This window comes from Pantoea vagans (assembly GCF_004792415.1).
Lineage (GTDB): Bacteria > Pseudomonadota > Gammaproteobacteria > Enterobacterales > Enterobacteriaceae > Pantoea > Pantoea vagans.
Genome location: NZ_CP038854.1, coordinates 461924 through 485324 on the forward strand (window position 1 = coordinate 461924; position 23401 = coordinate 485324).

Consider the following 23401-nt stretch of genomic DNA (forward strand, 5'->3'; position numbering starts at 1 on the left):
ATATTATCCAGGCTTTTTTATGGTACCTGGTTTCTGACCCATAATTCAGGAACGGGCATCCAGCCTGATGGCATCGCTGTACTCAGCTTAAAATTAAATGTCAGCTTCTCGCTCTTAACGGACGTTTATCTGACTCCGTCCGCTTTGTGCCAGAAGCGGACAATTCAAATACGGCCGCGCGGCGTCACTTAGAGGGGGGTTACAGGATTTACCTGTGATCAAATGCAATAGCAAAGGGGCAAATATTCTTGAGGTTGCTGGGAAGTGCAACCTCACTGATATGACTATGGAAAACGGTTAATTATTTTTTTTGCTGCTCGAATCAGGCCGTCAAGCCATTCCTGATGACCATTAAGCATTGGGTTCGGGCGGGTATTTGCCAGATCTTTTGCCGGAACTCCGTTCTGTGTTTCCTGCGTCAGGATACGGACCCTGTGACCGGAAAGATCCTCTAGTAGCCACGCATGATGAACATCGAGTCGTTGAGCGGTATCTTCTTCACCGGACCATCCGTGCCATGCCAGACGAGCAGGTTTACCTTCAGCAGGTGGAACAAACTCCACAACCTGAGCTTCAACTGGGAAACCAAACGTACTGAAGTAGAAGCGCACCCCATTTTCCAGCTCTGGACCTTTGTTGTCATAAAAGCGCACATCGGCGGAATTTTTATAGTATTCCGGCCATAGCAATGGCTGACTCAGGAGCGGCCAAACATCATTGACGTTCAGACCTAAGATGATCATTTCATTCGAAACAAAGTTATCGGTAAAACCCGGAAGAAAGCCGTCTGGCCAGTTAATCGCGTTCATAAATTTCCCCAATTGCGATAGTTAATTGCACTGTGTGTGACGTTACGGCGTCAACAAGTTGGCAGTGATTATTGGCGCAATGAAGTTATAAGACGAATTGTCATTACTTATAATCTTAATAAGTTAAATTATATCAGGGCCCAGGATGTTGGCTTACTTTTGCGCATAAAGCACGAACCCACTGATGACTTGGGTCACGATGGGTGCGTTCATGCCAAGCCATGCTCTTGGTAAAGCCAGGTACTTTCAGGGGCAAAGGGAGAATGATGAGATCGTTGCTAGTTAAGACCATGCGGTGAGGTACAACTGCAATCATATCAGTCACTCGCAATATATCAGGAATCACCTGAAAACTATTAACCGACATGCCTACCCGTCGTGTCAGACTGAGCTTAGCCAGTGCTTCATCAGTAACACCAGTGAAGTTACCTTCTAAAGACACTAGAATATGTTCCTGTTTGCAAAATTTTTTGAGAGTCATTTCCGAACTCGCTGCCAGAGGATGATGACTTCGTGCTACGCAGACATAATTTTCTTCATAGAGCGCTCTTCCATGCAGGTCTTCGGGGGTTGTTTGCGGTGTTACCAAAGCCAGATCAACTTCACCCCGGGATAACTGCTGATACATTCGCTCATTGTCCACAGGCCGCACGGCGATTTTAATATATGGTGCACGTTGTTTTAGCTCAGCCATCAATGGAACGACAACTGCCTTAAGTGCATAATCCGTTGCGGCGATGGTATAAGTCAGTTCCGCCGTAATGGGATCAAATTCCTTTTTTTTCAGCAGAATAGCGATATCGGTGAGGATTTGTTTTACCGGCATAGAAAGTTCGTTGGCCCGTAGTGTGGGGACCATACCGTGACTGGTGCGAACAAAGAGTGGGTCGCCAAAATAATCACGCAAGCGAATAAGCATGCCACTGACGGCAGGCTGCGTCAGTGAGAGGCGCTGTGCAGCCCGAGTCACGCTTCCCTCATCCAGTAACGCATCAAGGGCTTTAAGAAGGTTAAGGTCGAGGTTTCTGATATCATTTTTCATAATGAGGTAGCCTGACATATATAAAAATTTTAATTTAGGCTAAATGCTCGAGAAAAGGTTGTCTAGAAGGTTTATGGGGGTTTTACTTTCGGGTGATCTTCCATTTCTGGATGGTAACCCTTGTACAGATAAGCCCGCTTTTCGCTCATAGCGGACCTTGCAGCACGTATGTCCGCTTTGTGCCAAAGTTACGTAATGAAGGAATTAAGCCATCCTGTAGGATGGCTTATGAGATACTGTTACTGAGATGACAGACCTCAGAAATGCTCCTGACAGCACGCCGTTTACAGACTTATAAAAGAAGCACTTAACGGAAATTTTAACCAGCGTTTGTGCGGAACACGCTAACAGCTTCCCTCAGATAAGCGGCTCGACTTGCAAGTTCATCAGCAGACGATGCTGACTCTTCAACGAGCACGGCATTCTGCTGTGTGACCTGATCCATCTGAGTAACGGCAATATTTATCTGCGATACGCCTGCACTTTGCTCTTCTGAAGAAGATGAAATTTCTCTCACCAGCTGTGCTGTCTGTTCAATCGCATCCATACTCTCCTTCACTTTTTCACCTGCATCCCGGGCCATCGAAATGCCCTGCTCAGCATTCTCCACAGACTGTTCGATCAGCCCTTTAATTTCTTTCGCCGCGCCAGCCGAGCGCTGTGCGAGCGATCTGACTTCCGCCGCAACAACGGCAAAGCCTTTACCGTGCTCACCGGCCCGGGCAGCTTCAACAGCCGCGTTTAACGCGAGAATATTCGTCTGAAACGCAATCCCATCTATGACAGAAATGATTTCCTTAATCTGCCCTGCACTGCTGCTGATTTTCTCCATGGAACCCAGCACTGATTCCATTGCCTGACCGCCACGCAATGCCGCGCTGGTAGCCGAGCTGGCCATTTCAGCAGCATGGCGGGTGTTTTCAGCATTGTTGCCGATGATCGAAGATAGCTGTTCCATACTGGCGGCTGTTTCAGCCAGTGATGCAGCCTGTTCTTCTGTCCTCGCAGAAAGATCGCCGTTACCTCGGGCAATCTCCTCAGATGAGGTGGCAATGGTGACAGCATTACTTTTAATGTTTTCTACCGTCACCGTCAGGCGCTGACTCATCTGCAGTAATGCCTTAAGCAGACCGGCTGTTTCATTGCGTCCTGTCACGGAAAAAGATGCTGTCAGATCGCCTTCTGCTACTTCAAGCGCAAGCTTTGACGCGGCACCGATAGGTCGTGTAACAGAACGGATAATGATCAATGCGCAAAAGACAGAAAGCAGGACCATAAAGAGAAGAACGCTCAGCAAACCATACTGTGCATGCCGGTGGTCCGTAATCTGCTGGTTCAGCATATCATTCAGTTCATTACCGCCCGCAATCGCGTAGGTGCTGAATCTGTTAATCGCGCTGGTAAAAAGTGCGGCATAGTCCTGAGGACTCTGATTCGTCATACTGCGGTTAATAAATAACGCCCCTGCAGTTTTCAGGGCATTTTTGGCTTCCTGTACGGCCGCGTCTGCATCGGCACTGAATTTCTGCTTCAGCCCTATATCAGACGAAAAAAGCTTCTCTGAGTCCTGAGCAAACATATCCAGATTATAGGCACCCGTGCTGATTAATGACTCCATACGGACAGAGTCAGCCTCACTAACGGCCTCTTTCCTGGCAAGCAGTGAAGTCCCGAACGCACGAATTTTACCCAGACTTTCGGTAAGCTCAGGCAATGATGAGAAATTGCTGGTTATCAGGCGGTACGTACTGATATCTGAATCAAGCGACAAACCGTAAAAATCCAGCACGTCGCGGTTTGTGTTAAGAAGTTTGCGGATGAGTTGTGCATGTGCGTCAAGGCTGGCCGTTTGATCCAGTTTCGAAGCATCAATGTCCTGCTGCAGCGCGTCCCACTGTGCACGCACCCCATTAATTTTTTCGATTAAACCCGCACTGCCTTCTGTCTGCGCCATCTCTTTCTTGATGGCATCGGTGATAGTAACAATGTCATCTCTAACACTTAGACGCGATGAGGTGGCAGGATTTTTTTGCGCAATAGCGAGGGCTGTTTCAGCGCGATGGCGCTGTATCAGATTCAACAGGGCAAGGATTTTGTTTTCAGCAGGCACTCCTGTTACTTCTTTCTGCTTGTCCTGAATATATTTATTACCTTCTGACACAAAAAGCACGGTAGGAACTGAAAAAAGAACAATGCAAAACAAGCCGAGAATTGCAAACTTAGCGGTAAGATTAATATTATTAAGAATGTTACTCATTTTTTACATCCTGCTGAATTAATTATTATAAGAACACAAATAATGCAGATTAAAAGCATCTTAATCATCATTATCGGTTAACTATTCATTAACTTTATAGCAGGCGTAAGAAAGAAAATATTTAAGTTGAATCGCAACAAGGTCTAACCTGTTACCCAGTAATTAGCCAATACTGATGTTAGTAATTACCTCATAAGAGGTAGGAAATATTGTTAATATCAACTTCTCTCTTAACGGATTTTATACATGATTCATGTCCGCTTTGTGCCAGAAGCGGACGTTTCCAATACATGCATTTACGAATTGGAGAATAAATCTCACTGCATAGCAATGTACGCAGCAGAAATCCCACCAAGACGATTTTACATGGTAAGCACAGATTTACAGTGACGGAAACTGGTCAGATGCATCAGAATCACGGTGAGGTCCTACGAGGGTACGGACAGGCACAGTTATAGCAAATGCAGCATGTGAGCAGGTACAGAAAAAAATGATACAGGCGGCTATCATGTCTGGACCGGGTAAGCCGATAATAAGAGTGTGCCTCACTGCAGGCCCATGAGTATTACAATCCTGATGTATATCTGTATATTTCGGCTCCTCCTCCCCTGGCGGAGCTTTTTTTTTGCTGGATGGGCCCGTTCCCGTCTTGCAATCGGACTTATTCTCGATGCTGAGAATGTGCCGTGTCCCATGCTGAAGCTGACGTGTCTGCCGTAAAATATGAACACGCTTTGTTATTCAGCCCGCTAACGATGGCGGTCTTTTTACGCGTAAAATTCCGGAGGCGGAACTCTGGCATAGCTATGTTGCCGCGCCTGAGAATCAATTTTTCCCGCTCATGCCTACTGCCACGGGCATTTCTTTTATTTTTAAGATCCGGCTGATCCGTCTGATCATAATAAAATCAGGAGTTACTATATTCCTCTTTGTACCGCGGTGATGGCGTTTTTTTGCCCGAACATGGAGGTAGTCCGGTTTTCAGATGCAAAAAACGCGCTGCCTGTACCCTGATTTCTGAGCAGGAGAATAAATCTGTACAAATTAATTTGTCTTGTATAACTTTAGATGCATATGCTGCTCAGCACTTAATCAACCGGAGTTCATTATGTTACAGATCATGCCAGCTGGAAACCTGAACAAAGAAGTTGCTGCCTATTTCAGTCGCGCATCAATGCCGTCACAGCAGGAAACGCTTGGTGCCATCGTTGTTGAGGTGCTGCGCTCAGGCCGGACGCTAAGTCGTAAGGCCATCTGTATTCGCCTTATCGCGCGCCTGGAAAAAGCCTCTTCGCCGGAAGAAGAGCAGCATCTGCAGGAACTGGTAAGCCTTTTATTTTCTGAGTAGACTACCCGCAGCAGGGCTGAAAGCCTTTAAACTGTACAGGTAAAACTGACTGAGAGAGCACTGGCAGTAATGAAAAGTAACAGAAACAAAACGCCCGGTGAGATGCTCATAGGCGAAGCAGCACTGGCCCTTCTTGATGAGAAGACACCCGTTTCGTGGACGGGCATCCTGGCCAAACTCGAAGCCCGGCTTGCTGGCGAACAGGATGAATCGAGAGCCAATGTACTGAAAGCGGCTATCCAGGACGTCAGGGCAGAGATAAAGCGGCGCAGTTCAGGCGCTGATAATAATGATGAAGGCCAGGTCACGGCTCTGCACGATGACCAGGACAGACTGACCCGCCACTAAAAAAAAGACTATGCTTTTGTAAGCATGCAAAGACTCGCAGTTCAACTAAACCTGCAGCGATAAGGTTATAAATTTCAGATGCAACAGATACTCAACTCAGACGGACACGAACTGATTCACGCTCTTGAAAATATCGATGATATTTATGAAGAGGAGAAAAGAATCTTTTCTGCTGCTGTCAGGACCCTGCTTACCGGAACGGGCAGCGTGACAAGCAGAGAGGTGCTTTTCTATCTTATCGGTGAAATGGAAGCGACTACGGACGTCGTCAGGCTTGATGTGCTGCGTACGTGTCTCGAAATTCTGATGGGCCTGAAAAATCCCGCACGGGCTGTGTAACTCAGTGCATTTTCTTCATCAGGAACTGAATCAGTTCCAGGCAATCGGGACGGGTATCATCATCGCCGGCGTGTTCACTGAGGTGGTATAAAGCCTGAATAAGGCGTTCAGGGGTGACAATATCACCAGCTGAAAGCAGCCCGGTTGATACCCTCCCTATCAGGGCACGGACCTCTTCTGAAAAATCGTGCGCATTGGTTTTCAATCCGCCACCCTCTCATGTATAAAAATCCAGTATATCATCACCCGGCATGACAATTTGAGCTCTGGTTGCTGCTGGAACTCCTTTCCTTATGCACTCGCGGGTACTATCTGTAGTCAGCCTGTCCCCCAGAGCTCTTAAATCGTCAGGCCAGATGAATCATGACCGGGCATTATCAGCCTGGTCAGTATGTGCCTGGGTGAAGATAAAAGATACAGCGAACCGGCATCAACGGATGCTTTTCATCAGCAGTGCAGGCTTCCTCATCGCCCGTTTAAGGATTATTTACCCGTGCGACATTTCCCATGGCGACTACAGTCAGTAATGAGGTTATCAGCAACGTGCCAATGGAGGATGTAAAGTGTTAATTCAAGACGACGAGAAAGGCCACGTCATTATTGGCGAAGCGGCACTGCACCTGGCGCTGGCTGAAAAGGAGATAAATGTTATCTCTCTCATCGCTGAGCTGGGACATATGGCTGCAAATGAATCCTGTGATGAAAGGCTTGGCAACATATCCGAAGCCCGAAGCTGGCTAAAGAAATATGCTAATCCTGAACCCGCAGAGCAGCCCGTGCCGTTCCTGCAGACACTTGCAGGTCTGAACGAAGAAAAGCATTAACGCCAAAGGACGTAGTCCGGCTCCGGCCGGAAGACGACAGCACCAGATGACCTCATCGGTTGCGTGAAAGCGTATACCGGCCGGAGAAACTGTCAGGGATGACTCCTCCGCATCTTTGACCCAGGTTGTACAGAAGTTATGCACTGATTCTGTGGATAAAGAAGGTGAGCTTTATTTTCCGCGTGTTGCCTGATGAAGCTTTTAGCAGTTCGCAGTATAAACCGGCTTGCGTAATCGCATGATTTTTTTCATCCCGAAGCCTGTTCATCTGAAATGGCCTTTAAGACAGAGCCTGTTCTTTCAGCAGGCTCTGAATATCAAAGCTTCCAGTTTATTACTGTTACAGGCCATTTTTTCTCAGTCTCCCGCAGCTCGCGCTCCATCTCATCCATCCAGTCATTTTCAGTATCGGACTGTGCACGCTCCGGGATATGTGCAGCGTGCAGAAGTGATTCGGTGACATTTATTTCATCAACCATCTTTTCCTCACTGCTAAAAATTATTTTCGGCGTATTACTGTTATATCACGCGCCACAGTCACTTACTGCCTTAATCGTAATGCCTCATGCTACATATGATACAACTGGCAGATATATGAAAAATTTGTGTCCATCATAAGTGCGAATATAAAAAGCCGATCCATACTTATCATGTCCTTCATCGGGAATTCAGTATTATTCAGCCACTGCAGGTATTGCCCCCATTGGGGGCTTTTTTTCGCCTGAGACGGATGTTTCCTGTGAGAGTATGCTTCTTTGTCTGGGTTAAGAATGTGCCTTCTCTCAGGCCGGGAAGGCTACGCTTGCTGCATTGTGAGCACATTATGGCATCCGGCCCGGTCAGAGATGTTGTTTTGACTGATTAAATCCCGCGAGGCGGCTCTCTGAGACAGAACCACGTTTTTACCGCTTACGCTTGCGGTTGCTGCAATTCTGTTTAGGCTTGGGTCAGGCTGGCGGCTCCGCCGGACTATGATAAAAGCAAGATTTGATGTATTCCTCTTTGAGCCGCCTTAAGGGCGGTTTTTTTTATACCAAAATTTCTGCTGTATTAAAGGTATCTGTAGTTGACCGGCTGGTTCCAGAATGCCTGGATGGAGAATTCTGTTTATCCTACTGCAAGTACTCCAGAATTCGGGCAACGTCCGTTCTTCGCTCATATGGGACAACCATAATCACATCTCCTAACCCAAAGGAGATTGAGCATGACAACATCCCCCTGGAACAAGGGCCGTATTATTGGCCAGAAACGGCCTCTTCAGATCTCTCATATCTGGGGAATCCGTATCAGACTTGAGCTGGAAGGAAAAGTACGCGATTTAGCTCTGTTTAACATGGCTCTGGACAGTAAACTTCGGGGCTGTGAACTGGTTAAGCTAAAAGTTTCTGATGTGGCCTATGGGCATTCTGTTTCGGGCAGAGCGACAGTGCTGCAGCAAAAAACGGGAAGCCCCGTTCAGTTTGAACTGACTAAGGGAACCAGAGAGGCTGTAGCAGCGTGGATCAAAATGGCTCATCTACGTAGTAGCGACTATCTGTTCCAGTCCCGCGTCGGTTCTTCACGACATATCTCAGCCAGGCAATATAACCGTATTTTTCATGGATGGATTGATAAGCTGGGTCTCGACGAGACTCTGTACAGTACGCATTCTATGCGAAGAACCAAGCCATATCTGATCTATAAAAAAACGAAGAATCTACGAGTTATCCAGCTACTGTTAGGTCACAAAAAACTCGAAAGTACAGTCCGTTATCTCGGTATTGAAGTGGATGATGCCCTGGAGATATCTGAGTCTATCGAAGTTTAATTTGTGAGGGCTGCAACAGCAGCCCTGTGCCAGAAGCGGACATTAATGGCATGGTATTTATAAAAACATGGTGCAAAACTCAGTTAAGTTGATTTCTTAGTGGAAGTGAAAAATTTACGACCGGAGAGGGCCTGAAGTGAAAGCATTTACGGTGCGTCGCATTAATGAGAGCGATCTAGAAGATTTCAGAAGAGTAAGACTGGAAGCATTGCTCCTTCATCCGGACGCTTTTGGCGCGTCCTACGAAGACTGGAGCCAGAAGCCAGCATCATTCTTTACTGAGAAATTGCAAACCAATTATGTTTTCGGTGGATTTGACCTACACAACGCCATACAGGGCCTGATTGGTTTGAGCTTCAGTACCTCACCGAAGCTGAATCATGTCGCTACTATCTGGGGGATGTATGTCCATGTCGGGATGAGGGGATCGGGACTATCATCAGGGCTAATGGAGGCTGCGCTGGAAGCTGCAAGCTCAGTAAGAACAGTAAGAACAGTAAAGCTCTCAGTCGTCACAACGAATCGTGCCGCATATGCACTCTATCGGTCATATGGTTTCACTAATTGGGCCACTGATACTGCTGCGCTTTACGCTAATGGTATTTTTCATGACGAATATCTTATGAGACGAGACATGGAAAACGACTCATCACAAAGCCAATATGATAAATAATTGCTTATAGCGGCGACATAATCCTTTGTCGTCCAAAGGCAACGTCCGCTCCTCGCTCATAGCGGACATTCGCCTGTGTACGGTTCGCTTTGTGCCAGGAGCGGACGCAGGGAACTGCCTGAGCATAGTAAAAACGGTTGCCATCGGGCTATTTTCAGGCGATGTTGGGGTTAAGAGAAACCGCCTGAGGTTGACTCAATATTACTGAAAATTAAGTAATATTCTGTATATCATGTTCATTTCACTGGATTGCAAACCTTGAAGGCATGATTTTTTTCAAAAATTCCTGCAACAAAATCCATGAATACAATCGCCCGTTTTGGCAAAAGTCGATTCGCAACATAAACGGCCTGAATAGGAACGGGCGACGCAGTGTAACCAGTTAGCAATAATTTTAATTCGCCACTTTCCAGTCCCTCTTTAAACAACCATTCCGGTCCCTGTGCGATTCCAATTCCCGCATTGACAAATTTCTGTACTGCTTCAGGTGAATTGACCCTGAGCCGACCAGAAACAGGAACAGTGATATCCTGAAATCTCCAGGTGGCGCCTGTTGTCAGCAGTGTATAGATCAAACATTCATGTTTTTTTAAATCTTCTGGCGTATCAGGGGTTCCGTGTTTAGTCAGGTACTTATTACTGGCAACACAGACTCGCTCAAACATGCCAAGCCTGCGGGCATGCATAGCACTATCTTCCAGGTGGCCAATCCGTATGGCCAGCTCAGCCCCTTCATCAACGAGATTGATATAGCGGTCATTAATCTGCAGGTCCAGTGCCAGTTCAGGGTTCCGCTCTAAAAAATCCGGGATGTGCGGAACTAAGAATGTATGAGCCAGTGCTGTGGGGCAGGCAACGCGTAGCAGCCCTGTTGGTCTGACATTTTCTCTGAAAGAGGACTCTGACTCTTCGACAGCCTCAAGAATCCGCCTTGCTTCCAGATAATAACGTTCGCCTTCAGGCGTTAATGAGAGCTTGCGGGTCGATCTGTGAAGTAATCTGGTCTGCAAATGTTCTTCGAGAGTTGCTACATGACGGCTAATATTCGGTTGCCCTAAACCTAAATCTCTGCCAGCTGCGGAAAAGCTGCCCGTTTCAACGGTACGGACAAAACATGTCATCAAAAGTAATTTATCCATTCAATTGCTCATTTATGCGTTTAAAGCATGAAATATATTCAAATATACAATCTTATCACTCAATTTGCATAAGCATATATTGTCTTCCTGTCGGTCGTTCGTCGATCCGTTTTAAATCCAGCAGGAGATTTTCAGATGTCCAGATTACAAGGCAAGCGTGCACTGATTACAGGTGGAACAAGTGGTATTGGTCTTGAAACTGCGAAGCTGTTTGTTGCAGAAGGTGCACGCGTTATTGTTACCGGGATTAATCCGGATTCAATTGCAAAGGCGAAAGCAGAACTGGGTTATGAAGTTTTGGTTGTAAGCGCGGATTCCGCTGATGTAAATGCGCAAAAAGCGCTAGCTCACACTATAAAGGAACACTTTGGTGAGTTGGATATCGCTTTCCTGAATGCAGGCATATCAATGTACATGCCAATTGAACGATGGACAGAGGAACTGTTCGACCGAATTTATGATATCAACGTCAAAGGTCCTTATTTCCTGATGCAGTCTCTGCTGCCCATTTTCGCCAGCTCTGCATCAGTGATCTTTAATACATCTGTAAATGCTCATACAGGGCCCGTAAATTCTTCAGTTTACGGCTCAACGAAAGCAGCATTGCTTAACATGTCGAAAACACTATCTAACGAGTTGCTTCCCCGTGGGATTCGTATCAACGCCGTGAGCCCCGGCCCGGTTGATACACCGCTTTATGATAAGGCGGGGATTCCGGTGGAATATCATGATCAGGTGATGAAAGATATCATTGCAACCATTCCTGCAGGTCGTTTTGGTAAGCCTCAGGAAGTAGCGCAAGCGGTGCTTTATTTCGCCTCTGATGAGTCTGCCTGGACCGTGGGTTCAGAAATCATCATCGACGGCGGCGTTTCAATCTAAGCCACCATAGGTAACCGTTCAACCTGATGTGCTGGCGTGAAAGGTGAAGCGGAGGGCCTGATGCTGCTAAGCAAGGTTCAGTGTGGTAATGACCTTAAGGACAAGGACGGGCTCACTCTGCTTCGTGTGATGGTAGCTACTCACCACATAATCTTATATACAAGCTACCGTGTTAAATTCCGCAACTATCGCTACAAGTTTTGATGAACACCCCCCTAAGCGTCAGCAGCAAGCTGCCGCTACTAAGGCCCCGGAAATGACGCCCTTCACGTCGCAAGCGCCGTAAAGTCCGCTCACCGGGGTTAAAAGGGGTTACCTAACCTAATTCATTGCTGAAAACCGGTTTAGGCTGTTCAGAAAAGGGGATGGAATGGCAGGATTTATGAGTCTGTAACCGGCTACGCCGGGCGTACGGCGCCCTTTAGCATCAGTTTTACCCTCAGCTACAACTGGCGCCTCCATGTCGCTAAAGCGACATTCAGGAGATTACTGCGTATTACCCGCCATTCTCGTGCATTTTGAGGAATGAGAAATTAGCCAGGCTGAATGTCCGCTTTGTGCCAGAAGCGGACATTTAACGTGCTTGAGCTAAACAGCAGGCACAGATGAAATTCAAAAATTCAAAGAAAACGTTAAGTAAGTGCATCGCGTTTTGCTATGAATTTAAGCAGAATGATTCTGGAAAAGCTCAGATTGCCTGAGTGCAGCCTTCATGGTGACAGGCGAAGCTATCGGACGTTTTACGCTAATGGCAGCCATTCTTCATTACGTTCCTCTTACTGGATTTGTTAAGATGAAGGCCAGTGGACTCTGTTTTTTCACCAGAGAACGCTGGCGGCAGGCACAGAGGTTCACGGGTGTGCTGCATACTCAGGGCTGAGGAGATGTGTTTATGCGGACGGTTATAGTTGTGCCATACGATGATAAATGGCCTGAGATGTTTGAAGCGGAAAGGTTACTGATAAAGACATTGCTTGGTGGCGTGGCTAAAGATATCCATCACATTGGCAGCACATCCGTGCCTGGTCTCTCAGCAAAGCCCATTATCGATATACTGCTGGAAGTCTCAGACATCCATGAACTGGACAGATATAATTGTGAAATGGCCCACGCCGGTTATGTTATCCGCGGTGAGAACGGGATTTCAGGGCGCAGATATTTCATTAAGGGTGGCGATCAGCGTAGCCATCAGGTGCATGCATTTGCCAGTGGCGATATGCAGGTACCAAGACATCTTCTTTTCCGCGATTACTTACGAAAAAACACTCACATCGCAGGGATGTATGCTGAGCTGAAACACTCGGCAGTACGACTCAGCAGGAACGATGCGCATCGTTACAGCGCGCTCAAAGCAAACTTTATAGCGCATCATTTACGTCTGGCCCAGGCTGAGTCAGAACGATAAGGAATGAGTTCATTGTGGGATGTTATGTCCCCTTTTATCCTTCAGCAGACTTCACCCTGCTGGTATGTCCGCTTTGTGCCAGAATCGCACTGCGCCAGCCGTGAACTTAATTGAGATTTTTCGCCGGAAACGCTGGAATTCAAGGCTGAGTTGTCACCGCTGAAAATCGTGAAATTTTATTAATGGGGTAACTATTCTTCGACTGTGTAGTTATCTGCTTCAGGAGAATAACTCCGACAAACGCATGCCAGCTTATGCCCGTCAGGATCGCGCAGGTAGGCAACATAAAAGTCGGGGCCGTATAAGGTTCGGGTGCCTGGAGCGCCTGCATTCTCTCCACCCGCAAGAAGGCCGGCTGCATGAAAGCGTCTGACAAGCTCCGCGTTATCTGCACTGAATGCGAACATGGTTCCGTTTCCAGCCGTCGCTGTATGTCCATCAAAGGGAGGGCAAATACAAAAGCTGAACCCCTCATCCGGATTATTGTCTTCTCCCCACATTGCCCAGCCCTCTGTCCAGGCTGGCTGTCGCGAATAGCCGAGGACGTTAAAAATAGCGTCATAAAAGTCCTCGGATCGCTGAAGGTCATTTGTTCCCATCGTGATATACGTCAGCATTTGATTACAACCTCTCGCCGTTTTTCTCAACAGTTAGTATACCGTTCACAGCAGCAATGAATATTTACCTGACACGCCACTTTCCGCTTTAAATCAGAGCACCGGCTATCAAAAGCACCTTATTAATGGCGTAGCTGGCATATCCTCTGTTATTCAATAAGCGATTTCGCTGACGGTAAAGCCCTCTGCTGTAGAACCACTACTAAAGTCCGCTTCCCGATCAAAGCAAACGTAACCGCTGGCATCATGCTTCAGGCAAAAAAGCCCGTGGTGTGAACACGGATATTCAGCCACATTTTCCCTTTCCAGACCTGACAACATCCGCACCGAGGCATCTTCTTAACATTCTGATACGTCTGTTCTGAGGGAAAAATCATAGTAAATTTAATAAACCGCCGGACGCTGCCGATAACCTCAGGTATCGAAACTTCGTACGCAGGAAACAGCATCCATGTCACCATCCGACACCCATAGTAAGCAGCAGGAAATTACCGAGATTACGGCACGTGCTGGCTACATCCTGCGGCAGCTTCGCGACAGTCTGCAACAGCTGGGCCTTGATAAAACCATTGCCGATGTGGCGGGAAGTATCCCGAACGCCCGTGAAAGGCTGGGTTATGTGGTCACAATGACCCGCGAAGCCGCAGAGGGCGTCATCAACAGCGTAGAGATCACGCAGCCTCTGCAAACCGAACTGGGCGAAAAAGCGCAGAAACTCACACAACGCTGGGATGCCGCTTCCGGGAATCCGGCGGACAAAGAGCTGGCTCAGGCATTAGCTGTGGATACCGCGGCCTTGCTGGATGAAGTCCCTCGTATCACGGGTCTGACACAACAGCAGTTGCACGCAATTATGATGTCACAGGGATTCCAGGATCTCACCGGACAGATAGTCCAGGCGATGATGGCCGTGCTGAATCAGGCTGAGCAACAGCTGATACAGGTTATCCGTGATAACACCGGCTCACATGGCACGGCCAGTGCGCCGTCTAAACCCGCTTCCTCATCAGAAACCCCTGCCAGTCAGGATGATGTAGACGACCTGCTGGCCAGTCTGGGAATGTAAACCGAACGAACGAGACCCGGATAGCACTGACAATAAATATCAGGGTAATCCGGCGTTCTTGCTGAAAGCAGATGCGTGATTAAACGTCCGCTCGTAGCGGCCGCCTGTTTTGGTAACCCGTTAAGATGCCGACACCTGTCGGCTACATGGGCAGACCTGACTGCGACCACCCCACTCCATGGCCTTTGCGGAATAGCACTGCACCTGAATACCTGTTTGCATCGCTCCACGCACGTCATCTGCATTCGTTCAACCCTCCTGCGTCATCCTCTTCCCACCTTCAGCTCAGCCTGCGTTGAGATGTTGTACCGACCAGATGGACTGCCAGAATATTTACCTAACAAATGTTAGGTAGACATTGACGTGGGTTGATCTTGCAGCTAAGATTTATCTACCTAACGATTGTTAGGCAACTCAGCCACCAACCCACAGGATAGACCATGACCGCTAAACTTCAGCTTTTCACCTCGCCTTCTGCCTTTCCGAACCCACAGCGTCTGCGTCTGTTCATGCATGAAAAGGGCATCGCTGACCAGTTTGCCGAGACCATCTATGACATGTCTCCTGGAGGAGAACAGCGTGGCTGGCGTCATTTGAATATGAACCCGTGGGGCGAAACGCCTACCCTTCAACTGGCTGACGGAAGTTATATTTCCGAAACGGCTGCTATCGTTCGGTATCTTGATCAGGAATATCCGGGGCGCAGGATTATGGGAGAGACCGCGCTGGAACAGGGTCTGGATAATATGTGGGATAACCGGGTGTGGGTGCATATCCTGTACCGCATCGTTACCGCATTCCACGTGTTGCACACCGGGCTCGGCTTCAAGCTGGAACTGACTAAAAATGAGGCCTGGGGCGAACACTGCCGTAAGGAAGCGTTGTCTCATGCCGCTCTGGTCAATAGTCATCTGTCAGACGGTCGCGAATGGCTGCTCGGCGGCGATGCTCCGACCTTCTCAGACATTACGCTGGCAACCGCGATCGCTTTCTCGAAATTCCCGGTCAATGCCACCCCACTGGACGAGCGTTTTGAGTTCTTAGATGCGTACTGGCAGCGCTGGACTAAACGTCCCGCTTTCCAGGCAGCCTACGCCGATGGCAATAGCGGCATTCCTGAGCTGGATTCGCCAGCCCGGTAATCCGCTCTTACTGGAAATGCTGGTACACCGGGATCGTTATCTGCTGACTTTCCCGGTGAGCACGGTTTTCCGGAAAGCGTCGGCTGTCGATGTCGCTTGCTGAATCCTGATGGAGCGACATCTGCCTGAGCATCCTTGACGCATTGAACTCACTGCGCTTACTGACAATCTGCCTGTCACCCGGTAAGCGTTTGCTGTAAATTAGCGTTCCCGGTTTAAGAGATTATCCCAATACCAAAGGCATCAAGATGAGCGTCAACGCCAGGGAAGCCATTTTGTTGGCGGCCAAAAAAATTGCCCAATCCCAGGGTTACAATGGTCTGAATTTCCGCGACCTCGCCCAGGAAGTGGGTATTAAAGCGGCGAGTATTTATTACCATTTTCCAGGCAAGGCCGCTCTGGGCACTGCGGTTGCCAGACGATACTGGGAGGACGGCGCACTCGCGCTGGAAACAATCGAATCAGAAAGTCCCTCTCCGATTGATGCTCTGCATCGCTTTCCTGAAATATTCCGCAGATCGCTGGAGGCCGACAATCGTCTCTGCCTGGGCAGTTTTATGGGTGCGGAAAAAGATACCTTACCCCCTGAGATGAGCGAAGAGATTCAGAAGTTTGCTGATGTCAACATTGCATGGCTGAACAGACTTCTGGTGGCGGCGAACGTGTGCGAATCAGATGAGAGTGAATCCAGAGCACGTGCAATTTTCACGGCCATTGCCGGTGCCCAGCTTATTGCCAGAAGTCGCTCTGATATCTCGCTTTTCGATTCACTGGTGGATTCATATCGCGCCTTCGGACCTCTGCCGGCATAGCCGCTGTCAGCAACTCACTTCAGCTAACATCCAGCTTGCTGAATACGCGCCAATGCGAAGCGGCGCCCGGTAGCGCCTGTACTTTTCCACTCAGGATTCTCATGGCTCAATGCGCGACGGGTCAGAGCAAATGTATTACGCCGTGTCTCATCACCTGGGCTGAAGGGGTGAAGCCCCGGATCAGAAAAGCATTTATTTCAGCGATTCCGCCAGCGTGATAATCCACAACTCACTGTCTGACTCCGGTTTCTTCAGCGGCTTCAGACCGATCGTCGTGGCAACCGGCTTGTCATCCACTATAAGCGTCCCCTGCTCTGTCACCCGATAATCCTTACGCTTCTTACCTTCAACCGGATTCTGCATCACCGCTTTCACGCCAAAGTCATTGTCATTAGTGACCGCGAGCGTTTTATTGTCGATCAGCGCCAGCCCTTCGGCTTTCTCCTGCTGCCAGCCCAGCTGACGTAAATCAACCACCAGCTTTTTAGCGGCGAACTTTATGCCGCGTTTCAGCAGCGTTTTCTCGTCGTCAGACTCCGGATATTCACCTGGCTTATCATATGCTGAAAGCTCGGTAGCGGGGCTGAGATCCACCTTATAAACAAGGTTGCGCATCGCATCGTTTTTATCGGTGCCCTGTTCGATCAGCAGGATATGCTGATTGTCGATCGCCACGATATCGCCAATTTTTGCGTCACTGTTTTTACTGTAAGCCTCGCTGTCGATCGGATATCCATACATGGCGGTTTTCCCGGTCGCCGGATCGAAACTCACCAGGCGGGTGAAGCGCGCCTGCTTTTTACTTTTACCGTCGATATCCAGCGTGCTCTGCACCGCGGCGATGATACGCCCATCGGGCATGCGGGTGATCCCCTCAAAGCCACGGTTTGGCTGACGCCATTTCAGTATGTTCGGCAGACCGCCCGCGATGGATTTCTCTCCTTCGGCGGCCTGCGGCCCGTGAATCGCCAGGATTTTACCGCGCTCATCTACGTTAATCAGGAACGGACCATACTCATCACATAGCCAGTATCCGCCCTTGCCATCCGGCGTAATGCCTTCCGTATCCAGACCACGGTTATCGCCCTGCAGCGCTTTCAGCGTATCGCTTAGCGCGACCTCATTGGTTGATCCGATGACGCCATCCTGCAACGGCAATCCGTTAACGTTGCCCTTATCGTCATGCAACGGTCGGGCATCTGTGGCCTCGGCTTTGCCGTTCTGCACCCGAATATTCATCAGCAGCGGGGCGAAGTCCGGCGTGACGAAAATTTTTGCCTCTTTCTTACCCACATCAGGCGAGTCGGCATTGGGGCCGCGATCGGTGACGGTAACAAAGGTCAGCGCATCTCCCTTCTTACCGGTAAACAGCAAACCGGAGCCGATACCCACCGGCAGACCCTGAGGAAATGCGCTGGCGAAGGCACCGTTGTAACTCACGCGCGTTCCTTCGGGGAAACTGACGATGTAGCGTTCGACCTTCGGCTGTGCCGCTAATGTTGACAAAGAGAGTGCGCAACCGACAACCAGAGAAATCGCTTTTATTTTCATATTTTTATATCCGTTAAGGAAAGACACGAGCCTAAAGAACAAAAATGACAGAAAAATGAAATCAACGGGAAACATTGGCGGTTAACAGAGTGATTATTTTCCCGGGAGATAACAGGGATGAAACTGTCTGTTCAGAAAAAATGGTCCGTGTAAGGGCATCGGTAATCGGAGGTACTTCTGGTTAACGATGCTCCAGAACATAACAATGCGACAGATCGCGCAGCGTTCACTCCCCGCCTTTGATTTACGCTGTTATATCCCGGAAAAGATGTTTACATTTGTTCAGCAAAATTATCTGCCGCTCATCAAAGCGCCATCACAGGGAAGAACCGTGGTTAACGTCATCATCAAAGTCACACCGCAAACAGAGGCAGGGAAAGTATGAGGGAGAGTACGGCCGATAAGATAACCGGGATGCCATCACGAACGGCAGCATATCTTTGCCGTCAAATCGGGCATCTGGTCAAAGCAGGAATCCTGAGCCCGGAGACCTGCCAGCGCATCTTTGCTTTATGTGGTATCAGACCCTCCGATTCACAGTGGCGTCAGTTTCTTATCCCGGTACTTTGCTGGCTGGGATTGCTGTCACTGGTTGCCGGGTCGGTGTTTTTTATTGCCTGGAACTGGGCCTGGATGCCGAAGATGGCGAAATTTGCCCTGGCCGAACTGCTGATCGTCGCGCTGGCGGCAGTGGTCTGGTGGCGCTGGTACAGCACGCTGGCACGCAGTGCATTGCTGGCAGCAGGATTAAGTTTCGGTGCGCTCTTTGCGCTTTATGGGCAGATTTATCAGACGGGTGCGGATAGCTGGGAGCTCTTCCGGGCCTGGTTATGCGTTCTTCTGCCGCTGGCGCTGATTGCCCGGCAAAACAGCCTGTGGTTTTGCAGCTGGCTGGTCGCTAACCTGGCGTTCCAGCTCTATTACACCGCCACATTGCCGACGTCACTGCTGGACCTTGCCGTGTCTGACAGCTTCTTCTGGCTCCCGACGACAGTACTGCACGGCTATCTGGCGCTGCTGGCAGCCTGCCTGATTATCAGGGAAGTTCTGGCCTGGCGGGCAATAATGCAACACCCTGAGAGCTGGCTGGCAAGCCGCTGGTTCTCACGCGTCATGGCCGGATTTTTACTGCTGCTACTGACCACCATCGTGACCGGAAATATCTCTGACTGGCACGGAGCTAACCACTTTACGTTAGTGACGGGCGGCTGGGTGGTCACCCTGCTGGCAGGCTATTACCTGTACCGTTATCACCATGTGGATCTCTGCATGCTGACGCTGGGCATCGCCAGCCTGACGGTTGTGGGCTGCGCGCTGATCATGCAGTTATTCCTGGTGGCCTATGTTACGGGTGACCTGTATCTGACCGGCGTCCTGATGATTTTCTGGGTAGCGGCAAATGGTTCGATCCTGCTGAAGTGGCAGCGCAGACTGGCTGAAAAGGGGCCGATCGATCTGGCTCCGGCCAGACTGACCTTACTGACAGACGCCCTTCGTCAGCAGTGCCTGCTGAGCGACGCACAGATCACGGAGATTCAGCAACGTGGTCACGCGTCGGACCTGCCCTGGTATCTGAGGCTGGCGCTGAGCGTCGGAGGCTGGGTCGCCGCGATCATCACTCTGTTACTGATGGCGCTGGTGCTCTATTCCACTGACCTGCTCGATGACCAGAATGCTGTCACCTTTATCCTGCCCTCACTGGTTCTCGCCGTGATTGCCCGCGGCCTGTTACGCAGCGATCGTGACGGTAAGTATCACCTCGGGCTGGCATGGGCCATTGCGGCGACGTGCGGTCTGGTTTTCGGCGTTGTGTTACAAATCCAGAGCAATGACGTCAGCTTTATGATGCTGAGCTCACTGTGCGCATTACCGATTCTTACGGCGATGGCGGTGGCGATGCCGGACCGCACTTACCGCTTTATGGCCATCACTGCCCTGACTTTTTTTCTGGTGCTGGCGGGCTATTTACTTTCCCTGCACTACCTGTCGCCAACGGCAGGCCGCGTTGCTGTTTCCCTGCTGGTGGCGGCGGTGATGTTTTTGTGGCTGTGGATTGTCAGCCATCAGCTGGAATTACTGGCAGAATCCTGTGCTGACGCCGTACATCCCCTCCTGTATGGCATCCCGGCAGGTCTGATGCTGCTGAGTTTCCTCGGAATAAACGCGGCGGTTCTCATGGATATCTTCTGGTCTTCTGCGCAGTTTTCTATGCTTCAGTCTGCGACAGGCACCGGTATTGCGGCAGGTTTAGTGCTGAGTGCGCTCAGTCAGAAAAGAAGCGGTCAGCCACTATTTTCGATAATCACACTGCCCGCCGCCGTTATCTGCGGGGCTGCCGCCCTTTACGCCCCAGGTATCGGGCTGGGCTTATGGTTGATTCTGATGGCGCGTTATCTGGGAAGTCCGGGATTGCTGGTGGTCAGTAGCGGGTTCTTGGTGCTCTATGTCATTGGCTGGTATTACTTCCTGGAAGTGATACTGCTGCATAAAGCGCTGTTGCTGCTGGCTGGCGGTCTGGTTTTGCTGGGGCTGGCGTGGGGCGTCACAAAAGTGTTACCCGCACAAACCGGAGGTGCGAGTGAGAATGCGTAAAAAGAGCCGATGGCTGGCAGGCGCGGTGATAGCGCTGGCGCTGGTGACCGTTAATGTCAGCATCTGGCAAAAAGAGCAGTTGCTGAAACAGGGCGCGGTCATGATTTTACCCCTTGCGCCGGTTGACCCGCGATCCCTGATGCAGGGTGATTACATGGCCCTGAATTATGCCCTCACCCGGCCGCTGGAGCAGACGCTGTATCAACAGGCGGTGGCCTGCGGCGCGACCCGGTCATCGCCATGCCTGCCCACCAGCAGGACCCTGATTGTGGATCTCGATGCGCAGCGTCATGCAACTCAGGCCCGGTTTGATCAGGGTGAGCCGCTACAGACGAATCAGCTACGGGTGAAATACCATCAACACTCCGGCTCGCTGACCGTCGGCACCAACGCTTATTTCTTTCAGGAAGGTCATGGCGAGCGTTTCGCGCAGGCACGCTACGGGGCATTCCGCGTGGGAGATGATGGCACAGCTCTCCTGACAGATCTGCTTGATGAGCAGGGGAAGGTCATTCAGCCTTAGCTATGCAAGACGCAAGCTGATGTGCACAGATCAGACTGACAGCCGGACTAAATATTCTTACAGAAAGGATTTCTGTAGCAGCGCATCACGATGCCTTCGCAGGTTTTGGCCAGCGTTGTGGCTCGTTTAATCGCTTAACCCATCATAGCCTCAGCTGAAAAACGGGCAATACTCTTACAAAGCGCCATTCGTTAAATATTATCCATCAGAACATCCCTTTTAATGTTCAGCATAATCATACAGAAATGACATTTTCGCCTTTTTCTTAAATTTATATAAGCCACTTTTTGTTTATTAATAGAAAAACCACTTTAATAATAATGTAATGTGTGTATTTTCATGAAAAAAGCAAACCATTAGCAGATTAATTATTAGCCTCAAATTTTATACACAATCAATGAGTTAACGAATAATTAACACCTCCGATGTCTCCACTAAAATTCAAACAAAAATATCCTAAGACATCGATATACGTTTCATTACACTCCTGTGATTTTAATTTTTAATGAATTTATCTTTAATCAAATGGCTCATTACTTACGGAATGGGCCGCGATTATCTCATGTATTTCTTACCTTTAAGGATGGATTATGAGACATAAAAAACTCACTCTTGCTTTAGGCCTTTTTGTTCTCTCTGCGGCGCGAATTTCTGTCGCCGCACCGTTAATGAACGAACCGCTAACTGACCACCCCTCCTATCCCTTCGTACTTATTGGCGATGCTAATGGTGGTGACGGCGGGAACGGCGGCTCTGGAGCCAATTCTCCAGGTGGCCCGGGCGGAGATGGCGGTAATAACAGCGGCAGCGGTAACGGGAACGACAGCGGTAATGGTAACGGCACTGGCAACGGCTCAGCTAACGGCAATGGTTCCGGTGACGGTGACGGCGGTGGTGACGGTGGTGACGGTGGTGCGTAATCAGGCTGTTAAATCTTACTAAAAATGGTCGCCTCCGGAAGGCGGCCATTAATTAAAGGATGGAACTTTTATGTCAAAGCTGCTCAACACTCTGATTCTCATGCCGCTTTCGGCAGGACTTCTTTTTTCCCTTCCAGTCTTCAGTCAGACATTGCCGCAGGGCGCTATCCAGCTGTCTGACTGTGAAAGTCAGAACGGACAGAATGGGAACGCCACTTCACCCAACGGAGAAAATGGTAAAAATGGCGTACCAGGCACCGGTTGTCTGAACGGAGGTAATGGCGGTAACGGTTCTGCTTCAGGTGGTAACGGCGGAAATGGGGGGAACGGTGCAGGCGCCGGGACTGAAACCCGTCACAAGCACCATAAACATCATAAAAGTACACCCGGTAGCGCCAATGGCGGAAACGGTGGTGATGGCGGATCAACAGATAACGCCCCCGGCGGGGCTGGCGGTGATGGAGGTAACAATGACCAGTCACAACATCTGTAAACGAATCGGAACCTTACTACGGTGCTCCACTCTGCTGCTGGTGGTTTTAACACATTACAGTTATGCAACTCCGGCATACCCGAGCCCATTTTCTGCTTCTTTTTCACTGATTTCGAATGGTGGAAACGGTGGTGACGGTGGTCCGGGTGAAAACGGCGGAAATGGTGGTAACGGCGTTAACGCTGGCACGGGTTCCAACTCAGATGGCGGAAATGGAGGCACAAACGGAGCCGATGGAGGGAATGGTGGCAACGGAGGAAGCGGGAATAATTCACCCGGCGGTGATGGCGGTGATGGCAGTGGAGGTGATAGTGGTGGTGACGGCGGCATATAATTCTTAACGCAGGAGAGGATATGAAAAACCTTCTCAGGAAAGTTGTATACCTCATTATTCTCACCTCAGCATTACTGAGACCTTTCATTGTCGTATTCACTGTAACGTCCTCTCTGGCGGCAGGAATATTCAGCACTGCGGCATGGGCAGACGGTGATGGTGGCGACGGTGGTGACGGTGGCGGTGATGGAAACGGGGGAGACGGAGGGAATGCGGGTTCTGGCAGCAACGGAGATGGCGGCGACGGTGGTAATGGGGGTGAAAACGGCGGTAATGGCGGAAACGGAGGTAATGGTGACGGATCAGGTAATGGCGGAAACGGCGGCGATGCGGGTCCAGGCGGCGTCGGCGGTCAGGGTGGCAGCGGCGGGAGTCAGGGAGGACATGATGGTTCTCCCGGGATGAGCGGAGCCAGGGCATCTAAGTAATTATCCGTATGCTGCTAACGCGGTCTGCCGGAGGTTGATTACTCCGGCGG

The 23401-nt window shown here is 49.7% G+C and carries 25 protein-coding genes; 17 read left to right on the forward strand and 8 right to left on the reverse strand.

Annotated elements, in window-relative coordinates; genetic code table 11:
* Positions 1-284 precede the first annotated feature (284 nt).
* The 3 genes from EGO56_RS21025 to EGO56_RS21035 form a co-directional block, all read right to left on the reverse strand.
* Positions 285-809 carry an SRPBCC family protein gene (locus tag EGO56_RS21025; protein WP_135910948.1) on the reverse strand — a complete coding sequence of 175 codons (525 nt, stop codon included), beginning with the start codon at positions 807-809 and terminating at the stop codon, positions 285-287.
* A gap of 133 nt (positions 810-942) precedes the next feature.
* The gene (locus EGO56_RS21030) at positions 943-1851 is read right to left on the reverse strand and encodes a LysR family transcriptional regulator (RefSeq protein ID WP_135910949.1); all 909 of its coding nucleotides are present in this window, start codon (positions 1849-1851) and stop codon (positions 943-945) included.
* A gap of 319 nt (positions 1852-2170) precedes the next feature.
* Positions 2171-4108: a methyl-accepting chemotaxis protein gene (locus tag EGO56_RS21035; protein ID WP_135910950.1), complete on the reverse strand. Its 1938-nt coding sequence runs from the start codon at positions 4106-4108 to the stop codon at positions 2171-2173.
* A gap of 1108 nt (positions 4109-5216) precedes the next feature.
* Between EGO56_RS21035 and ycgZ the strand changes: the two genes are divergently transcribed.
* From ycgZ to EGO56_RS21050, 3 genes are all read left to right on the forward strand, one after another.
* A complete protein-coding gene (ycgZ, locus tag EGO56_RS21040; protein WP_135910951.1) occupies positions 5217-5456 on the forward strand; it encodes a regulatory protein YcgZ in 240 nt (79 codons plus the stop codon).
* A gap of 69 nt (positions 5457-5525) precedes the next feature.
* Entirely contained in the window at positions 5526-5804 is a 279-nt protein-coding gene (locus EGO56_RS21045; RefSeq protein WP_135910952.1) for a hypothetical protein, read from the forward strand.
* A gap of 78 nt (positions 5805-5882) precedes the next feature.
* On the forward strand, positions 5883-6143 hold the full coding sequence (locus tag EGO56_RS21050) for a biofilm development regulator YmgB/AriR family protein (RefSeq protein ID WP_135910953.1): 261 nt from the start codon (positions 5883-5885) through the stop codon (positions 6141-6143).
* 1 nt (position 6144) lies between these two features.
* Here EGO56_RS21050 and EGO56_RS21055 read toward each other — a convergent pair whose 3' ends face one another.
* Positions 6145-6348, reverse strand: a complete 204-nt coding sequence (locus EGO56_RS21055; protein WP_135910954.1) for a hypothetical protein — start codon at positions 6346-6348, stop codon at positions 6145-6147.
* Between the two features lie 358 nt (positions 6349-6706).
* Between EGO56_RS21055 and EGO56_RS21060 the strand changes: the two genes are divergently transcribed.
* Positions 6707-6967, forward strand: a complete 261-nt coding sequence (locus EGO56_RS21060) for a hypothetical protein (RefSeq protein WP_135910955.1) — start codon at positions 6707-6709, stop codon at positions 6965-6967.
* A 317-nt stretch (positions 6968-7284) separates the two neighbouring features.
* Here the strand turns inward: EGO56_RS21060 and EGO56_RS22390 are convergent, their stop codons facing one another.
* On the reverse strand, positions 7285-7446 hold the full coding sequence (locus tag EGO56_RS22390; RefSeq protein WP_167493463.1) for a hypothetical protein: 162 nt from the start codon (positions 7444-7446) through the stop codon (positions 7285-7287).
* Between the two features lie 725 nt (positions 7447-8171).
* Between EGO56_RS22390 and EGO56_RS21065 the strand changes: the two genes are divergently transcribed.
* Both EGO56_RS21065 and EGO56_RS21070 read left to right on the forward strand, forming a co-directional pair.
* Positions 8172-8774, forward strand: a complete 603-nt coding sequence (locus EGO56_RS21065) for a site-specific integrase (RefSeq protein ID WP_135910956.1) — start codon at positions 8172-8174, stop codon at positions 8772-8774.
* Between the two features lie 136 nt (positions 8775-8910).
* Complete coding sequence (locus EGO56_RS21070; RefSeq protein ID WP_167493464.1) at positions 8911-9447, forward strand: GNAT family N-acetyltransferase; 537 nt, start codon at positions 8911-8913, stop codon at positions 9445-9447.
* A 236-nt stretch (positions 9448-9683) separates the two neighbouring features.
* Here EGO56_RS21070 and EGO56_RS21075 read toward each other — a convergent pair whose 3' ends face one another.
* Positions 9684-10586, reverse strand: coding sequence for a LysR family transcriptional regulator (locus tag EGO56_RS21075; RefSeq protein WP_135910958.1), 903 nt, complete (start codon positions 10584-10586; stop codon positions 9684-9686).
* A 135-nt stretch (positions 10587-10721) separates the two neighbouring features.
* Here EGO56_RS21075 and EGO56_RS21080 point away from each other — a divergent pair, with 135 nt between their 5' ends.
* Together EGO56_RS21080 and EGO56_RS21085 are read left to right on the forward strand one after the other, a co-directional pair.
* Positions 10722-11468 (forward strand): SDR family oxidoreductase, encoded by a 747-nt coding sequence (locus EGO56_RS21080; protein ID WP_135910959.1) that lies wholly within the window; start codon positions 10722-10724, stop codon positions 11466-11468.
* A gap of 892 nt (positions 11469-12360) precedes the next feature.
* A complete protein-coding gene (locus tag EGO56_RS21085; protein WP_135910960.1) occupies positions 12361-12873 on the forward strand; it encodes a GrpB family protein in 513 nt (170 codons plus the stop codon).
* A 191-nt stretch (positions 12874-13064) separates the two neighbouring features.
* Here EGO56_RS21085 and EGO56_RS21090 read toward each other — a convergent pair whose 3' ends face one another.
* Positions 13065-13490: a VOC family protein gene (locus EGO56_RS21090; protein ID WP_135910961.1), complete on the reverse strand. Its 426-nt coding sequence runs from the start codon at positions 13488-13490 to the stop codon at positions 13065-13067.
* 451 nt (positions 13491-13941) lie between these two features.
* Between EGO56_RS21090 and EGO56_RS21095 the strand changes: the two genes are divergently transcribed.
* From EGO56_RS21095 to EGO56_RS21105, 3 genes are all read left to right on the forward strand, one after another.
* Positions 13942-14556, forward strand: a complete 615-nt coding sequence (locus tag EGO56_RS21095; protein WP_135910962.1) for a protein phosphatase CheZ — start codon at positions 13942-13944, stop codon at positions 14554-14556.
* Positions 14557-14996: 440 nt separating this feature from the next.
* Positions 14997-15698, forward strand: a complete 702-nt coding sequence (locus EGO56_RS21100) for a glutathione S-transferase family protein (protein ID WP_033784918.1) — start codon at positions 14997-14999, stop codon at positions 15696-15698.
* Between the two features lie 248 nt (positions 15699-15946).
* Positions 15947-16510: a TetR/AcrR family transcriptional regulator gene (locus tag EGO56_RS21105; RefSeq protein WP_135910963.1), complete on the forward strand. Its 564-nt coding sequence runs from the start codon at positions 15947-15949 to the stop codon at positions 16508-16510.
* A gap of 192 nt (positions 16511-16702) precedes the next feature.
* Here the strand turns inward: EGO56_RS21105 and EGO56_RS21110 are convergent, their stop codons facing one another.
* Positions 16703-18061, reverse strand: a complete 1359-nt coding sequence (locus tag EGO56_RS21110; protein WP_135910964.1) for an esterase-like activity of phytase family protein — start codon at positions 18059-18061, stop codon at positions 16703-16705.
* Positions 18062-18442: 381 nt separating this feature from the next.
* Between EGO56_RS21110 and EGO56_RS21115 the strand changes: the two genes are divergently transcribed.
* From EGO56_RS21115 to EGO56_RS21140, 6 genes are all read left to right on the forward strand, one after another.
* The gene (locus tag EGO56_RS21115) at positions 18443-20653 is read left to right on the forward strand and encodes a DUF2157 domain-containing protein (protein ID WP_135910965.1); all 2211 of its coding nucleotides are present in this window, start codon (positions 18443-18445) and stop codon (positions 20651-20653) included.
* Complete coding sequence (locus tag EGO56_RS21120; protein ID WP_135910966.1) at positions 20646-21176, forward strand: GDYXXLXY domain-containing protein; 531 nt, start codon at positions 20646-20648, stop codon at positions 21174-21176. The genes EGO56_RS21115 and EGO56_RS21120 overlap by 8 nt, the downstream gene beginning before the upstream one ends.
* Positions 21177-21766: 590 nt before the next feature.
* Positions 21767-22096 carry a hypothetical protein gene (locus EGO56_RS22395; protein WP_167493465.1) on the forward strand — a complete coding sequence of 110 codons (330 nt, stop codon included), beginning with the start codon at positions 21767-21769 and terminating at the stop codon, positions 22094-22096.
* Between the two features lie 70 nt (positions 22097-22166).
* Positions 22167-22589: a hypothetical protein gene (locus tag EGO56_RS21130; RefSeq protein ID WP_135910968.1), complete on the forward strand. Its 423-nt coding sequence runs from the start codon at positions 22167-22169 to the stop codon at positions 22587-22589.
* Positions 22590-22705: 116 nt separating this feature from the next.
* Positions 22706-22930 (forward strand): hypothetical protein, encoded by a 225-nt coding sequence (locus EGO56_RS21135; protein ID WP_135910969.1) that lies wholly within the window; start codon positions 22706-22708, stop codon positions 22928-22930.
* Positions 22931-23079: 149 nt separating this feature from the next.
* The gene (locus EGO56_RS21140) at positions 23080-23328 is read left to right on the forward strand and encodes a hypothetical protein (RefSeq protein ID WP_167493466.1); all 249 of its coding nucleotides are present in this window, start codon (positions 23080-23082) and stop codon (positions 23326-23328) included.
* The last annotated feature ends 73 nt before the right edge of the window (positions 23329-23401 follow it).

Coding starts and splice junctions, on each gene's coding strand:
- EGO56_RS21115 (WP_135910965.1), top strand. CDS start 18,443: ATGAGGGAGAGTACGGCCGATAAGATAACCGGGATGCCATCACGAACG.
- EGO56_RS21105 (WP_135910963.1), top strand. CDS start 15,947: ATGAGCGTCAACGCCAGGGAAGCCATTTTGTTGGCGGCCAAAAAAATT.
- EGO56_RS21035 (WP_135910950.1), bottom strand. CDS start 4,108: ATGAGTAACATTCTTAATAATATTAATCTTACCGCTAAGTTTGCAATT.
- EGO56_RS21080 (WP_135910959.1), top strand. CDS start 10,722: ATGTCCAGATTACAAGGCAAGCGTGCACTGATTACAGGTGGAACAAGT.
- EGO56_RS21075 (WP_135910958.1), bottom strand. CDS start 10,586: ATGGATAAATTACTTTTGATGACATGTTTTGTCCGTACCGTTGAAACG.
- EGO56_RS21025 (WP_135910948.1), bottom strand. CDS start 809: ATGAACGCGATTAACTGGCCAGACGGCTTTCTTCCGGGTTTTACCGAT.
- EGO56_RS21110 (WP_135910964.1), bottom strand. CDS start 18,061: ATGAAAATAAAAGCGATTTCTCTGGTTGTCGGTTGCGCACTCTCTTTG.
- EGO56_RS22390 (WP_167493463.1), bottom strand. CDS start 7,446: ATGGTTGATGAAATAAATGTCACCGAATCACTTCTGCACGCTGCACAT.
- EGO56_RS21100 (WP_033784918.1), top strand. CDS start 14,997: ATGACCGCTAAACTTCAGCTTTTCACCTCGCCTTCTGCCTTTCCGAAC.
- EGO56_RS21130 (WP_135910968.1), top strand. CDS start 22,167: ATGTCAAAGCTGCTCAACACTCTGATTCTCATGCCGCTTTCGGCAGGA.
- EGO56_RS21030 (WP_135910949.1), bottom strand. CDS start 1,851: ATGAAAAATGATATCAGAAACCTCGACCTTAACCTTCTTAAAGCCCTT.
- EGO56_RS21095 (WP_135910962.1), top strand. CDS start 13,942: ATGTCACCATCCGACACCCATAGTAAGCAGCAGGAAATTACCGAGATT.
- EGO56_RS22395 (WP_167493465.1), top strand. CDS start 21,767: ATGAGACATAAAAAACTCACTCTTGCTTTAGGCCTTTTTGTTCTCTCT.
- ycgZ (WP_135910951.1), top strand. CDS start 5,217: ATGTTACAGATCATGCCAGCTGGAAACCTGAACAAAGAAGTTGCTGCC.
- EGO56_RS21140 (WP_167493466.1), top strand. CDS start 23,080: ATGGTGGCGACGGTGGTGACGGTGGCGGTGATGGAAACGGGGGAGACG.
- EGO56_RS21065 (WP_135910956.1), top strand. CDS start 8,172: ATGACAACATCCCCCTGGAACAAGGGCCGTATTATTGGCCAGAAACGG.
- EGO56_RS21045 (WP_135910952.1), top strand. CDS start 5,526: ATGAAAAGTAACAGAAACAAAACGCCCGGTGAGATGCTCATAGGCGAA.
- EGO56_RS21085 (WP_135910960.1), top strand. CDS start 12,361: ATGCGGACGGTTATAGTTGTGCCATACGATGATAAATGGCCTGAGATG.
- EGO56_RS21135 (WP_135910969.1), top strand. CDS start 22,706: ATGGTGGAAACGGTGGTGACGGTGGTCCGGGTGAAAACGGCGGAAATG.
- EGO56_RS21120 (WP_135910966.1), top strand. CDS start 20,646: ATGCGTAAAAAGAGCCGATGGCTGGCAGGCGCGGTGATAGCGCTGGCG.
- EGO56_RS21050 (WP_135910953.1), top strand. CDS start 5,883: ATGCAACAGATACTCAACTCAGACGGACACGAACTGATTCACGCTCTT.
- EGO56_RS21090 (WP_135910961.1), bottom strand. CDS start 13,490: ATGCTGACGTATATCACGATGGGAACAAATGACCTTCAGCGATCCGAG.